General features: G+C 59.9%; 13 protein-coding genes and 1 tRNA gene. 6 read left to right on the top strand and 8 right to left on the bottom strand.

Translation table 11 applies throughout. From position 1 onward, the window contains the following. The first annotated feature begins 51 nt into the window (after positions 1 to 51). Positions 52 to 921 (top strand): NAD(P)-dependent oxidoreductase, encoded by an 870-nt coding sequence (locus CAK95_RS19820; RefSeq protein WP_086089482.1) that lies wholly within the window; start codon positions 52 to 54, stop codon positions 919 to 921. Here CAK95_RS19820 and CAK95_RS19815 read toward each other — a convergent pair. From CAK95_RS19815 to CAK95_RS19805, 3 genes are all read right to left on the bottom strand, one after another. Next, the gene (locus CAK95_RS19815; protein ID WP_086089481.1) at positions 918 to 1,253 is read right to left on the bottom strand and encodes a hypothetical protein; all 336 of its coding nucleotides are present in this window, start codon (positions 1,251 to 1,253) and stop codon (positions 918 to 920) included. The two genes, CAK95_RS19820 and CAK95_RS19815, sit on opposite strands and share 4 nt — an antisense overlap. Positions 1,254 to 1,303: 50 nt before the next feature. After that, the gene (locus CAK95_RS19810; RefSeq protein ID WP_483434309.1) at positions 1,304 to 3,211 is read right to left on the bottom strand and encodes a caspase family protein; all 1,908 of its coding nucleotides are present in this window, start codon (positions 3,209 to 3,211) and stop codon (positions 1,304 to 1,306) included. Between the two features lie 151 nt (positions 3,212 to 3,362). Continuing rightward, positions 3,363 to 3,974 carry a glutathione S-transferase family protein gene (locus CAK95_RS19805; protein WP_086089479.1) on the bottom strand — a complete coding sequence of 204 codons (612 nt, stop codon included), beginning with the start codon at positions 3,972 to 3,974 and terminating at the stop codon, positions 3,363 to 3,365. A gap of 253 nt (positions 3,975 to 4,227) precedes the next feature. Between CAK95_RS19805 and CAK95_RS19800 the strand changes: the two genes are divergently transcribed. The 3 genes from CAK95_RS19800 (at position 4,228) to CAK95_RS30040 (ending at position 6,761) form a co-directional block, all read left to right on the top strand. Further along, on the top strand, positions 4,228 to 5,799 hold the full coding sequence (locus tag CAK95_RS19800; RefSeq protein ID WP_086089478.1) for a sensor histidine kinase: 1,572 nt from the start codon (positions 4,228 to 4,230) through the stop codon (positions 5,797 to 5,799). Positions 5,800 to 5,850: 51 nt separating this feature from the next. Then, positions 5,851 to 6,048: a DUF1289 domain-containing protein gene (locus CAK95_RS19795; RefSeq protein WP_425349620.1), complete on the top strand. Its 198-nt coding sequence runs from the start codon at positions 5,851 to 5,853 to the stop codon at positions 6,046 to 6,048. Between the two features lie 215 nt (positions 6,049 to 6,263). Continuing rightward, entirely contained in the window at positions 6,264 to 6,761 is a 498-nt protein-coding gene (locus tag CAK95_RS30040; RefSeq protein WP_425349710.1) for a TIGR02281 family clan AA aspartic protease, read from the top strand. A gap of 17 nt (positions 6,762 to 6,778) precedes the next feature. On the opposite strand, the gene CAK95_RS19785 is transcribed toward CAK95_RS30040, so the two are convergent. Next, the gene (locus tag CAK95_RS19785; RefSeq protein ID WP_245303465.1) at positions 6,779 to 7,567 is read right to left on the bottom strand and encodes a sulfite exporter TauE/SafE family protein; all 789 of its coding nucleotides are present in this window, start codon (positions 7,565 to 7,567) and stop codon (positions 6,779 to 6,781) included. Positions 7,568 to 7,646: 79 nt separating this feature from the next. Continuing rightward, positions 7,647 to 8,654 carry a tRNA dihydrouridine(20/20a) synthase DusA gene (dusA, locus tag CAK95_RS19780; protein WP_086089475.1) on the bottom strand — a complete coding sequence of 336 codons (1,008 nt, stop codon included), beginning with the start codon at positions 8,652 to 8,654 and terminating at the stop codon, positions 7,647 to 7,649. Positions 8,655 to 8,766: 112 nt separating this feature from the next. On the opposite strand from dusA, the gene CAK95_RS19775 reads away from it, so the two are divergent. Together CAK95_RS19775 and CAK95_RS19770 are read left to right on the top strand one after the other, a co-directional pair. After that, positions 8,767 to 9,825 (top strand): site-specific integrase, encoded by a 1,059-nt coding sequence (locus CAK95_RS19775; RefSeq protein ID WP_086089474.1) that lies wholly within the window; start codon positions 8,767 to 8,769, stop codon positions 9,823 to 9,825. Between the two features lie 193 nt (positions 9,826 to 10,018). After that, positions 10,019 to 10,092, top strand: a tRNA-Arg gene (locus CAK95_RS19770). A gap of 113 nt (positions 10,093 to 10,205) precedes the next feature. Here CAK95_RS19770 and CAK95_RS19765 read toward each other — a convergent pair. From CAK95_RS19765 to CAK95_RS19755, 3 genes are read right to left on the bottom strand one after another with little or no spacing between them, the layout of a single operon-like run. Then, positions 10,206 to 10,937, bottom strand: a complete 732-nt coding sequence (locus CAK95_RS19765) for a cytochrome c biogenesis CcdA family protein (protein WP_086091529.1) — start codon at positions 10,935 to 10,937, stop codon at positions 10,206 to 10,208. Positions 10,938 to 10,957: 20 nt separating this feature from the next. Then, complete coding sequence (locus CAK95_RS19760) at positions 10,958 to 11,812, bottom strand: cation efflux transmembrane domain-containing protein (RefSeq protein ID WP_086089473.1); 855 nt, start codon at positions 11,810 to 11,812, stop codon at positions 10,958 to 10,960. 7 nt (positions 11,813 to 11,819) lie between these two features. Continuing rightward, the gene (locus tag CAK95_RS19755; protein ID WP_086089472.1) at positions 11,820 to 13,196 is read right to left on the bottom strand and encodes a phenylacetate--CoA ligase family protein; all 1,377 of its coding nucleotides are present in this window, start codon (positions 13,194 to 13,196) and stop codon (positions 11,820 to 11,822) included. Positions 13,197 to 13,208: the final 12 nt, after the last annotated feature.

Here is a 13,208-nt window from a genome sequence, read left to right as displayed (position 1 = left end):
GCCGATTCAAACGGAATGGCCGCCGGAAAGACGGGAAACGGGAGGGAATCGATGGCGAAAGTGGCGTTTCTGGGCCTGGGCGTGATGGGTTACCCGATGGCAGGACATTTGAGGACCAAGGGGGGCCACGACGTCACTGTCTACAATCGCACCGCGGCAAAAGCCGACAAATGGGTTGCGCAGTTCGGCGGCAAAAGTGCGCCAACACCCAAACTGGCGGCCGACGGGCAGGATTTCGTCATGTGCTGCGTCGGCAATGACGACGACCTACGTCAGGTGACACTCGGTCCCGACGGCGCCTTTTCCGGCATGAAAAAGGGCGCCCTCTTCGTCGATCACACCACCGCTTCCGCCGAGATTGCGCGCGACCTGTACAAGGCCGGCAAGGACCGCGGCGTTGACGTGATCGACGCACCCGTGTCCGGCGGGCAGGCCGGCGCGGAGAATGGTGCGCTGACAGTGATGTGCGGTGGCGATGCCGATGTTTTCGCGCGCGCGGAGGCGGTCATCGGCGCCTATGCACGCGCCTGCAATCTGCTGGGCGCGCCAGGGGCAGGTCAGCTCGCGAAGATGGTCAACCAGATCTGCATTGCCGGTGTCGTCCAAGGCTTGTCCGAAGGTCTGCATTTCGCGACGAAGGCCGGTCTCGACATCGAAAAGCTGATCGCCACCATCTCAAAAGGCGCGGCGCAATCCTGGCAGATGGAAAACCGCTATAAGACCATGACCGAAGGCAAATTTGATTTCGGTTTCGCGGTCGACTGGATGCGGAAGGACCTTGGCATCTGCCTGTCGGAAGCCAGACGCAACGGTGCGCATCTACCGGTCACGGCCCTCGTCGATCAGTTTTATTCCGAAGTGCAATCGATGGGCGGCAAGCGTTGGGACACATCGAGCCTAATCGCGCTGCTGGAACGCTAGTTTCGGCCGGCGACGTGGTCTGAAAACATGCGGACGGCCAACGCGATCGCGCCAAGGCATATCAATGCTATCAGTGGCGGAACGGCAGACCATCCGTGTGCTGCAGTGATGGCACCAGCGGCAACAGGACCGACCAGCAGGCCGATATTGTTGCCCTGCATTCCAAAACCAATTGTTGCACCATTCAGATCGGAGTGCGGAGCAAATCGAGGGACATTGTCGAAAATGACGACCGGGATCAATCCGCTCATGAACGAGAACAAGATCGAGACGCCGTAAGCAATTGCTCCTGAAACGTTTGTGCTGAGGCTTCCGAACGCGCTCAGCGCCATAAAACCGAAACCGGTTGCTAGCAGCAGCCGAGGTGGAGTGCGCGTTGCTGTTAACGACGGCCGCCGAACCCGCCACCAAAGCGACCGCCACCTCCTCCACCATTACTGACGAAGCGATTGCTGCCACCGAAGTTGCCACCGCTGGCAACGCGCGGCTGGAAGGACGGACGCGGCAAGATCGTGGCACGACCGATATTCGGGCTGATCCTCTGATTACCGATCTGCGGCCGGTTGAAGATCGGGCGACCGGCATTCGGATTGATACCCTGGTTGCCGATCTGCTGCCGATTAGTGATTGGACGGCCGGCACTTGGGTTGATGCCAAGGTTTCCATTCTGCGGCAGCTTCGCAACCTGTCCTGGACGATTCCCATTCTGCGGGAATGGGATCACGCGATTGCCAGAGTTGTTAGCATTGGGCCGGCCCGAACCATTGATGCCGGTATTACCATTCGGAAACGGGATCACACGACCGCCGGAGTTATTGGCATTGGGCTGGCCAGAGCCGTTGATACCGGTGTTGCCGTTCGGGAACGGACGGCTGCCGTTCTGGCCGTTCTGCGGGAAGCCAATGACCGGTCGACCACCATTATTGCCACCGTTGCCGACCTGCGGATTAACGACCGGACGACCGCCGTTACTATTCCGCGGAAAGCCGATCACCGGACGGCCACCATTGCCGCGGGGGAAGTCGATGATCGGGCGGTTGTTGCCCAAATTGCCGATCTTGATGCCGCCATTGCCGAACCGCCCGTCACCGAAGCGGCCTTCATCACGCTTGGGAAACGCGATGTTCACGAGGCGCGGACGTTCCTGCAAGCGACGGGCAGCGCGAACCAGATCACTGTCGCTAAACCGGGACACAAAGCTCGCATAAGCATCGGGCGAGTTGCGATGCGTCACGTTCTGCCAGGCGATCATCTGTTGACGACGTGACAGCAAGCGGCGGATACGATCGCAGAGCGGATCTGTTGGATAGAGCCGAACGAATTCTTCGTAGTATTCAATTGAATCTTCGGCGACCACAGCCTCATAAGCAACGTTAACGGGGCGCGAGCCGAGATCGGCCAATGCCAGCTTCACCGGCGCTTGCGCAGGAACAGGCGCTGCTCCACCACCATTGACGGCATTCGTAAAGAACACGAAGTCGCTGGTCAGCGAGGAGCTTTCCCACGGTGTCTGCTTGCTGTCGGTGGATTCGTGAACGAGCACGCGGACCTTTTTGAAGACTTGCTCGATCGGCATGTTCGGCTGCTTCACCGTGCGCATGAAGGCAGCCGCATACGGGCTGTGCCGCCCAAGACCGTCGAATGCCTCCGTGCCGGGCGCTGTCGAGTAAGCAACGATCGAACCAGCCGGCGCATCGACGATAGCAAGGCCTTTGCCGCCGGCATCGCCGGACGCTGTGAAAGGATTGTTGCGGCAAGCATCGAGAATGACGATGCGCGCCTTGCTCGGCACGGCTTCCAGCGCCGACATGACATCGGCGAGTTTCACGCCGTTCTCGACGAGATCGGTTTCGCTTTCGAATTTCGCATCGACCGGGACAAGATAATTCTCGCCGTCGACCTGCAGGCCGTGACCGGCGTAGTAGACCATCGCAACGGTGTTCGGCCCCTTCTCATTAATCCGCGCGGCGAATTCCGCGACCGTCTGTTTCATCACGTCGCGATTCAGATCGAATGCCATCACGACTTCAAAGCCGGCAGTGTTCAGCAATTGCGAAACTGCCTGGGCGTCATTGGCCGGATTGTTCAACGGCTTGTTATTTTTGTAAGCGGAATTGCCGATCACCAGCGCGATGCGGTTTTCGTTGGTGGCGGCAGTCAGAGCGGGCACGCCGTTCTCCAGAGCGGCGGTGCGGACTTGGGCGCTGGCGGAACCGGTCCAGAGGACGGCGGTTGCGGCGGCAGCGACGACGAATGAAGCAAACCCCTTCCGAAACATGATGTCCTCCATAGGCAAAGCCCTTTGCCTTGAAGGTTCGTCGCAGCCCCACTGTCGGCGGTTCACCCAGATAACGAGAGCTTGATGTCCGTGCCGGGGCATGCCTCGGCCAATGGGCCAGCGGCTTCATCAGAAAAGTAGTCCTTTCAACCGGTTAACCGGTTCAGGCCGATGCGCTAGGCCGAGCGGAAAGCTCACCATGCCAGCGGATGACATGGTTCAATTCCGCTGGCAGTGGCAGCTTGGCCGCCCGGAGGAAGTCCACTGCGACCAGCCCGGTGATGTCGGCTACGGAATAGGTATCTCCTGCCGCAAAACGCCTACCGGCCAGTTCGCGATCGAGCAAAGCAAGGAAATCCAGCACCCGCGGCTTGTTGGCTTCGCCCCAGGCCGCCACCTGAGGGACTTCGAATTCCTTCATTCCGGGATGGAGGTGCCGGAAAATCTGGGCGATCCCGAGCATAAGATGTAATTCGATGCGCCGCTGCCACATCTCGATCGTGGCAAATTCGATGGGGCTGCGTCCAAACAGGGCCGGCTCGGGACGCAGCGCCTCGAAATACCGGCAGATGGCAATGGATTCAGTAATGATCGTCCCGTCATCCAATTCGAGCGCCGGCACCCGCTGGAGCGGATTGAGGGCGGTGTAGCGTTCGGATTTATGCTGCATGGCCCCAAGGTCGACCTGCTCGATCGGGATCTCGATGCCCTTTTCCTTCAGGAAAACCCGGACTCGACGCGGATTGGGAGCGCGCCCGCCATCATAGAGCTTCATCGGCACTCCTCTTTTACCTGTGGTTTTAAGGGCTCTATTAAGGTTGCCCTTAAGGTTTTTGCGCGAATTTGACCTGTGGTGGTTCAGAAATTCCCTTCATTGTCACTCCGGGAGGCCATCGAGGGAATTTCCGAACCAAACCGCACTGGATCAATACCTTACGATTGTCCCTTGAAGCCGAAATTCGCGCACAACGTGCTGTGGGGTTAGACGAATTTCGGCTTCGGGACGCAGGAATTTTCAGGACACGCGAATGACAACCAGCACTGCGAGCGACCAACGCGAGGAGGCTGCCGCGAAGCGGCGCCGCGTTGCGACGCAGCGTGTCCGCGATGCCCGCGATCGGCTGACCTCGACCACCGGCACCCGTCCCGCTTTCGACTATGAACTGATGCGCATGTTCGCACAGAACCGGCTGTCCGCCTCGCTCGTCGTGTTGCTGCTGGTCATCACTGTCGGTTTCCTTTCCGGTCTTTGGACAGGCCCTACGACGGCAGCGATCTGGACAGTCTGCGTCCTGATCATTCACGCCATCATCGTCACGAAATGCCGCCAGTTCCTCGCCACACCCGAGGTCGAGGTCAACATCAAGTCGTGGCGCCTGCGCTTCGTTACGCTCGACCTCCTCTTCGGCCTCGCCTGGATGTTCAATCTGGTGCAGCCGATCGGCGTGGTCGAAAATACCGGCACGTTCATGCTGTTCGTGATGCTGCTGGTGGTCGCCGTCTCGAGCATGCTCGCGTTCAGCGTCCCCATCGCCGTCTTCGCAGCGACGCTGCCGGTGACGTGTGCCGTCGCCTTGAATTTCGCGCTCAAGGGCAGTTTGTACGAATATATCCTCGCCGCGATGGCCGTCACCGCCGAAGGCTACTTCCTCTTGCTTGCCCATCGCCTGTATTCGTCCGCCCTTCAAACACTGCAAGCGCGTGCTGAAAAGGACATGCTGATCGGCGAACTTGAACAGGCCAAAATCATTTCCGACGAGGCGCGCCATCGCGCGGAAGCAGCCAACATTTCCAAATCGCGTTTTCTTGCGCAGATGAGTCACGAACTGCGCACACCCCTTAATGCCATTCTCGGCTTTTCCGAGGTCATGAAGAACGAGATTTTCGGTGCGCATACCGTACCGGCCTACAAGGACTATTCGAACGACATTCACGACTCGGGCCAGCATCTGCTCGGCTTGATCAACGAAATCCTCGACCTCTCGCGCATCGAGGCTGGCCGCTACGAACTCAATGAGGAAGCGGTTTCGCTGATCGGCGTGGTGGAAGACTGCCATCACCTTGTAAAGCTGCGCGCCAAAAACCGGCTGATCACAATTCACGAGAATTTCGAGCCGGATCTGCCGCGCGTGTGGGCCGATGAACGAGCTTTGCGTCAAATCGCTCTTAATCTGCTGTCGAATGCGATCAAGTTCACGCCGCAAGGCGGCGAGATCTGGGTCAAGGTCGGGTGGACCGCATCCGGCGGACAGTATTTCAGCGTCAAGGATACCGGCCCCGGCATCCCGGAGGATGAGATCCCGGTCGTGCTCGCGTCGTTCGGTCAGGGCTCGAACGCGATCAAATCGGCAGAGCAAGGCGCGGGTCTGGGCCTGCCAATCGCCAAGAGCCTCGTTGACCTGCACGGCGGCACATTCACATTGAAATCCAAACTGCGCGTCGGTACTGAAGTCATCATCGCATTACCACCGGAACGCGTCATGGCGGCCTTGGCGCCACTCTCGGAACCCTCGCCAACGTTGCAGCCAAAAGAACCGGCCCACCCTGTAGAAGAGCGTAATGGACGCCGCAGGTCCTCGGTTGCGGGCCGCAACGGCTAGAATAGAATTGTCCTTGTTCGCCTGTCGTGCGAAGGACGAGCCAATTGGAACATGGCATCCATCGAAACTCCGTGCCGGAAAATCTGTGCGCTTGAACCGGGCTCGAAGCTGTGCCGCGGCTGCGGCCGCACGATCGAGGAAATTTCTAGCTGGGGCACAATGTCCGACAGCGAACGCCGCCGCATCATGGCATTGTTGCCGGACCGAATCGCGGCTGCGGACAGAGCCACGCGCAGCGGCGCATCCTGAGGATTAGCCACTTGCGTAGCCGAATGCTTTGGCTCCTGTTGATCGGACTTGGACTGTCACTGGTCATCCTGTTCGTGCGTCATGAACAGGGAACAATTGGAAGCTTGACCACCAACGATTTCGCCTCACTGACGGTCAAGATTGCCTTTCTCGTATTTCTCGGCGGCAGCGTGTTGGTGATTTTTCGCGAGCGTTTCGCCAAAGCGTTGCAGGCGATGGTGTTCTGGCTGGTGCTCGGATTGGTGCTGGCACTCGGCTACACGTACCGATTCGAATTGCGCACGGTCTACGACCGGCTGATGGCCGAGCTTGTACCCGGCCGCGCGGCAACAGCCGGCCGCATCGTGGAGATCGCGCGCGGGCGCGTCGGTGAGTTCAACGTCTTGACGCAGGTGAATGGTGGCACCATTCCGATGGTGCTCGACACCGGCGCGAGTGCTGTTGTGTTGACGCAGGAAGCAGCCAAGGCGGCGGGACTGCCGCTCGAAGTGCTCAATTACAATGTGACCGTCGACACGGCGAATGGCCGCACACGGGCGGCCTCGGTTACACTTGACCGCATCGGTGTCGGTGGATTGATTGAGCGCTCCGTCCCTGCCCTCATCGCACAGCCTGGACAATTGCGAACGAGTCTGCTCGGCATGAGCTTCCTGAATCGGCTGGAGAGCTGGGAAGTCCGCGGCGACAAGCTCATCATGCGCGGCTATCCCTGACGGGGGACGGGACCAGCTCAGGTCAGGCTCACGATAAAACGCATACCCACCAGGAGCAGGAAAACGCCAAAAGCGATTTCCAGTTTGCGCCGGGACAACCGGTGCGCAATGGTTGCGCCATAGGGAGCGACAAAAGCGCTGACCGGACTCATCAGAGCAAAGCCGATCAAAGATACATAGCCAAGAGACAGCGGCGGCATCAGATCTTGATGCGGCAGACCCGCAATAATGAAGCCAACCGTTCCAACCAACGAGATAATGACACCGATACCGGCTGATATTCCCACCGCCGCATGAATGGGCTGCCCATAGAGTGTCATGATCACGGTTGCTACCGCTCCGCCCCCAACGCCCATGAGCGCTGAATAAAACCCAATGAAAATTCCATAAAGCCACATCAGCGGCAATCCGGGCAGCGCATTGCCCAGCCGCCACTTACTCGTTGGGAAGAGAAATTTCGCGCTCAACATAAAAGCCATGACGACAAAGGCGCTTTTAAAGAGCGAAGACGGTGCCGTCGCAGCCAGAAAGCCACCGATAACGACTCCGACAATGATCGGCACGATCCATGTTTTCAGGATGTCGATCGGCAGGTTGCCTCGCGAACGATGCGCAGCAAAGGACCGTATGGAGGTCGGAATAATGATGGCGAGCGAGGTGCCCACACAAAGCTGCATGCGGATGTCATCGGCAACGCCCATGACACGGAAAATCTCATAGAGCACCGGCACGATGATGGCGCCGCCGCCAACACCGAACAATCCGGCGAGAAGGCCGGTCAACACACCGCCGATCACAATGGCCATCGCGAGCAAGGTCAGCTCGCCGGCGGGAATGCCGAGCATTATCTCTGTCTCCGGGAAACCAGCTCTGAAGAGAGCGGCGTCAGGCAGCAGCGGTGTGCGTCATCTGGGCGGGCGAGTCCATCACAAGGCCCATCGCGTCGCGCAGGACACCTATGTCCGCGCCGGGTTTCACTGCATGGATTGCGATATGGCGACGGAAAGCCCGCGCGCCCGGTACCGCATGAAACAGGCCGAGGATATGGCGTGTCATCGCATGTAGGCGCGTGCCGTGCGCCAGCTCACGCTCGATATACGGAAAAAACGCCTCAAGCGCCTGCTTGGGACTGCGGAAAGTCGCATCGGTGCCGAACAACACCGGATCGACGGCCAGGAGCCGCCATGGCTCCTGATAGGCCGCCCTGCCCATCATCACGCCATCGACGAATTGAAGGTGAGCATGCGCCGCCTCGACCGAACTGACGCCTCCGTTGATTGAAATTGGCGGTTCGGGGTGCGTCTTCTTGAGGCGATAAACGCGTTCGTAATCCAAGGGAGGAATGTCACGGTTTTCCTTCGGTGAAAGACCCGCCAGCCACGCCTTCCGGGCATGCACGATCAGGGCATCGACACCGGCAACTTTGACCGCGCGGGTCAGCGTCTCGAGCGCTTCTTCCGGGTCCTGTTCATCGATGCCGATGCGGCATTTCACGGTCACCGGGATCCTGACAGCCGCCTTCATCGCTGCCACGCATTCGCCGACCAGCACCGGCTCCGCCATCAGACAGGCACCGAAACGACCTTCCTGCACACGGTCGGAGGGACAGCCGACATTCAGGTTGATCTCGTCGTAGCCGAAGTCTTCCGCAATCCGCGCACTTTGCGCCAGATCGGCCGGGTTCGAGCCGCCGAGTTGCAGCGCCACAGGATGTTCCGCCGGATCGAACCGCAGCAGCCGCTGGCGATCGCCGTGCAAGATCGCACCCGTGGTGATCATCTCGGTGTAGAGCAGCGCATGCCGCGTCAACAGACGGTGGAAGTACCGGCAATGCCGGTCCGTCCAATCCATCATAGGCGCCACGGCAAATCTATGTAGTTGATTTGGCTGCATTTTTTCAGTACATTCAGATCGTTAGGGCTCGTCGTGTGCACTCAATTTTGCGACGTCATACGACGCTTTTTCCGGGTTTTCGACGTCTCAGTGCACACGGAGCGCACACGCCGTGGCTACCTTTAGCAGATTAAAGTCGGGTTCGTGGCGCGCCCAAATTCGGCGCAAGGGGAAATATGTCAACGAGACCTTCCGGCGCCGAAAGGACGCCGAGGAGTGGGCACTCGACATCGAGCGGCGGATCGACCGCCAGGAACCTGCCACCACCCGGTCCCGAGACGCCAAGCTGGTCGGTGACCTCATTGCGCTTCACCGCGCGGACCTCGAGGAGGTCGGCAAGAAGTTCGGTCGGTCAAAGGATGCCAGTCTGAATTTTCTCGACGAACGGCTGGGTCATCTCCGCATCGGAGAACTCGATCGTGAACGGCTGATCAAGTTTGGCAAAGAGCGAGCAGCCGAAGGGGCCGGCCCTGTCACCGTCGGAATGGATTTGGGTTACATCAAAACAATCTTTTCGCATGCCGCCGCCGTTCACGGCATTTCGGCCCCGGTTGAGCCTATCAATCTCGCCCGAATTGCACTTGGACGGCTCGGTCTGGTTGGTAAAGGCAATGAGCGAGATCGACGTCCCACGCAAGACGAACTTGATCGTATCATTGCGTCTCTTGAAGCGAACGAGCGGCAGCAAATCCCAGTTGGTCGCATTGTTCGATTCGCGGTCGCGACGGCCATGCGACAAGACGAAATCGTCCGTGTCGAGTGGAAGGACTTTGATGTGGAGTCACGAATGCTCCTCATTCGCGATCGCAAGGATCCACGGAGAAAGACTGGCAACAACCAAAAGATTCCGCTGCTCGACGTGTCGGGTTACGACGCCTGTAAGATTATCGAGGAGCAGGGCCGATACTCGAACATTCGGGAGGGCCGGATTTTCCCCTACAATGGACGATCCGTTGGCACAGCGTTTCGGCGTCAATGCAAAGATCTGAAAATCGACGATCTTCATTTTCACGATCTTCGCCACGAAGGCACCAGCCGGCTTTTTGAAGCTGGATTCTCCATTGAGCAGGTCGCACTCGTTACGGGTCACAAGGATTGGAAGATGCTCCGGCGGTACACGCATCTGAAGCCGGAGACATTGCATACGCATCGAACGGAAAGTGCCGCTTAAACATACCGTGCTTGATCTCCACGATTTGGGGAGATATCTTTGTCGTGATCGGTCGAGTGTCGTGGCTGATCATTGCCCCTCCGAAGGCTCGTGTGCGAAAACGGAGTGTGAAATACGGTGGAAGTTCAAGGACTTTGTCTACCGCCGCTTCACACTGCAACAGGTTTGCGTAAACACTGCGTAAGCAAGGGATGCACCCATAGCTCGGCTGGATAGAGCGCCACTCTCCGAAGGTGGAGGTCACACGTTCGAATCGTGTCGGCTGCGCACTTCTGAACAAGACTGCGAACGGCGGCTGAACCGGCCCTTCCACCGCATGCGTCTTGCTAGTTCCTCTCCCTACGAAGTGATCTCGCTGCGTGCCGCCGGAAGCAGATCCGTCAGCCGATCTGGCCGAGCGCGGGAAACGTCTCCAGAAACCAGAACGCGATGTCGGTCAGATGGCCGGTCATCATGGCGATGCCCATTGCGATCATCACGCCACCGGCGACATAGCGGAGCACGCGGCCGGCAACGCGCAGCTTGCCCATGCGCGAGACGAACCCGCCCAGAAACAGGGCCGCAAGGATGAACGGCAGGCCAAGGCCCAGGGAATACACGGCCAGCAACACCATCCCGTCGGTCCCGCGTGACGAGGACGAAGCGGCGAGCGAGAGGATCGCGCCAAGCACCGGCCCGATGCATGGCGTCCAACCGAAGGCGAACGCCATGCCAAGCAGATAGGCAGGCGCCGATCCCGCCCCTTGCGGCGTCGCATGAACGCGCAACTCGCGCTGCGACCATTGCGGGCGCCACAGATCGAGCGTGAAAATGCCGAACAGGACGATCAGCGCGCCGCTCAGCAACGTCACCTGATAGCGAAACGGCGCGAGCAACATGTTCAGAGCGTTGGCACCCGCGCCCAGGATGACGAAGATTGTCGTGAAGCCAAGCACGAAACACAGGCTGAGCCACAGCGTGCGCAGCGGCTTCGCGCTTTCGCCGTCGTTGACGGTCCGGCCAGCAACGAACGACACGTACCCGGGCACGAGCGGCAGCACACAGGGTGACAGAAACGAGACCGCGCCCGCCGCGAACGCGGTCGCGAGCCCGATCGCGGACAGCTCAGGCAAACTCACAAGCCAAACTCCGTTTAATTGCCACTCACAGGGGGCTTTCCGGCCGTCCGCAAGTCGCCGCGCGCATCGCGGATAATCGCGAAGGACGATTGCAAGAATAGACCCGCGATGATGACGGCAACGACCAGATCGGGCCACGGCGTTTGCGTCCACGCGACGAGGCCGGCAGCGATCACCACGGCAAGATTGCCGATCGCGTCGTTACGGCTGAAGAGCCACACCGCCTTCATATTGGCGTCACCATGGCGATGCGGCAGCAGGATCACCGCTGCGGCGACGTTTACGCCAAGCGCGATCAATCCAAGGATGCCCATCAGTTCGGCTTCAGGCTGATGCAACACGAGCACGCGGTAGGCGGTCATGACCAGGACGCCAAGTCCGAGCAGGCCGAGGAAGATGCCTTGCAACAGCGCCGCCTTGGCGCGCGCTGCCAACCCCCACCCGATTGCGATGAGACCCAGAAACGAGATCAGGCCGTCGCCCAGGAAGTCGAGCGCGTCCGCTTTCAGCGCTTGCGATCCGGCGATGAACCCGCCAATGATTTCAATCACGCCGTAGCCGCAGTTCAGGAGAACGACGAGCCACAGCGCACGCTTATAGGCGGGCGTAACATGGGACAGATCGGGGATCTCGTCGTCGTCATCGTCCTCGTCGATGCGGGTCAACTTGTAGCCAAGGCCGGTGATCGCCTTCTCGACCTCCGGCAAGGACGTCGCGTCCTGATCAAGGCGCAGCGTCATTTGTCCTGACGCGATCGATACGCGCACATCATCCACCTTGTGAGCGCGCGCGGCGGATTCGATCTTGGCAGCGCAGGACGTGCAATCCATGCCCGTGACTCGGTAGCGAATGGTGTCAATCTCCGGCATGTCGGCCTCACTTGTAGCTGAATGGAATAAGTCGGCGGTATTTGCCGCCCTGCGTTTTTTCGGGCGGCTCCGCGCCGCGTTCGACGCTCACGTCCGCGAGGCCGTGCCTCGACAGCAGCCCTGCGAGTCCCTCTTCGATGCTTCGCCAGATGCGATTTGAATCAACACCGGGCTCGCTCACGAACCGCACCCGCAAACGCGTCGGGTCGCTCTGGACGATCTGGAACATTTCGATGCCCGGGATACCGTCGAGCAAGAGGCTGAAAGCAAGCGGCGGGATCGCGCGCTTGCCGCCGTGCGTTCCCGGAAAACTCATCACATCCGCCGAACGGCCCTGCACCTTGATCGCCGGAAACGGGCTGCCGCACGGACAGCGATCTGGCCGCTCCACGACGCTGTCGCCTAGGTCGTAGCGAAGGACGGGCTGCGTCCTGTTGGCGAGATTGCTGATCAGGACCGTGTGCGACGCCTGGCCCCGCGGGACCGGCGCGAAGTTTTCATCGACCGGCTCAAAACACACCCAGTCCGAATTGACATGCAGCCAGCCCTCCTCGCAGGTGTGGCTTAAGTACGGACATTCGGTCGCGGCATAGCTGTTGCCGACATGGGCGCCAAAAACCCTGGCGATGCGTCCGTATTGCGCCTCGGGCAAACCTTCCGCTGCAAGCGCTAGCAAGACGGGCTTGATGCGCAGGCGTCCGGCTTCCTGCTCATCAGCGAGCATCGCCGCCATACTCGCATAAGGCGCCACCACCACCGGCTGGAATTCATTGAGCGCGGCAACGATTTGCGGCATGGGCGTGTCAGCTGAAACGACTTTGAGCCGGTTCGCGCGCCAGCCGCCGGCCTTGCGCAGCTTCGCGGCAGCAACCGCAGACGCCGAGTGCCCGCTGCCCGCCATCACCATGGCCATGCGAACGCCGCCGGCGAGAATGCGTATCACATCGCCGAAGCCAAGCCAGGTCGAGAGCATGCGCAGCGCCATCACGTTGGTCACAGCCATGCTGCGCTCATCAAGTACGAAAATGCCGCGCGCACCGGTCGTTCCGGACGTCGTCGCTATCGTGTACCGGCCCAAGAACGGCTCGCCGGCACGCTTAGGATCGTCGACGAAGCTGCGCAGCGCGTCGATCGTGATCGCGGGGTCCGCCACCCACGCGTTGAACTGGCTCATCAGCGTCTTCTTGTCGGTGACCGGCAGTTGCTTGAGATCATCAACCCGATCCGGCAAGTCGCGATAGAGCGTGCGGTAGACGGATGAATGCGCGCGCGCATAAGCCACCATCTCCTGGAGGCGTCGCGTTTGCAGGCGTTCGATCGTCCCAGGCCCACTCTTCGTCGCACGGCGCGCGTCGCGCAGGATTGACAGTTTCGAGTCCCCCATGCGCGCCTCATT

This window comes from Pseudorhodoplanes sinuspersici (assembly GCF_002119765.1).
Classification (GTDB): domain Bacteria; phylum Pseudomonadota; class Alphaproteobacteria; order Rhizobiales; family Xanthobacteraceae; genus Pseudorhodoplanes; species Pseudorhodoplanes sinuspersici.
The sequence above is the reverse complement of the archived record's forward strand: the minus strand, read 5'-3'. Positions and strand labels throughout refer to the sequence as shown.

Bases quoted from the DNA above. Each gene is read 5' to 3' on its own strand.
- CAK95_RS19820 (WP_086089482.1), top strand. From the start codon at position 52: ATGGCGAAAGTGGCGTTTCTGGGCCTGGGCGTGATGGGTTACCCGATG.
- CAK95_RS19815 (WP_086089481.1), bottom strand. From the start codon at position 1,253: ATGGCGCTGAGCGCGTTCGGAAGCCTCAGCACAAACGTTTCAGGAGCA.
- CAK95_RS19810 (WP_483434309.1), bottom strand. From the start codon at position 3,211: ATGGAGGACATCATGTTTCGGAAGGGGTTTGCTTCATTCGTCGTCGCT.
- CAK95_RS19805 (WP_086089479.1), bottom strand. From the start codon at position 3,974: ATGAAGCTCTATGATGGCGGGCGCGCTCCCAATCCGCGTCGAGTCCGG.
- CAK95_RS19800 (WP_086089478.1), top strand. From the start codon at position 4,228: ATGACAACCAGCACTGCGAGCGACCAACGCGAGGAGGCTGCCGCGAAG.
- CAK95_RS19795 (WP_425349620.1), top strand. From the start codon at position 5,851: ATGGCATCCATCGAAACTCCGTGCCGGAAAATCTGTGCGCTTGAACCG.
- CAK95_RS30040 (WP_425349710.1), top strand. From the start codon at position 6,264: ATGGTGTTCTGGCTGGTGCTCGGATTGGTGCTGGCACTCGGCTACACG.
- CAK95_RS19785 (WP_245303465.1), bottom strand. From the start codon at position 7,567: ATGGCCATTGTGATCGGCGGTGTGTTGACCGGCCTTCTCGCCGGATTG.
- dusA (WP_086089475.1), bottom strand. From the start codon at position 8,654: ATGCAGCCAAATCAACTACATAGATTTGCCGTGGCGCCTATGATGGAT.
- CAK95_RS19760 (WP_086089473.1), bottom strand. From the start codon at position 11,812: ATGCCGGAGATTGACACCATTCGCTACCGAGTCACGGGCATGGATTGC.
- CAK95_RS19755 (WP_086089472.1), bottom strand. From the start codon at position 13,196: ATGGGGGACTCGAAACTGTCAATCCTGCGCGACGCGCGCCGTGCGACG.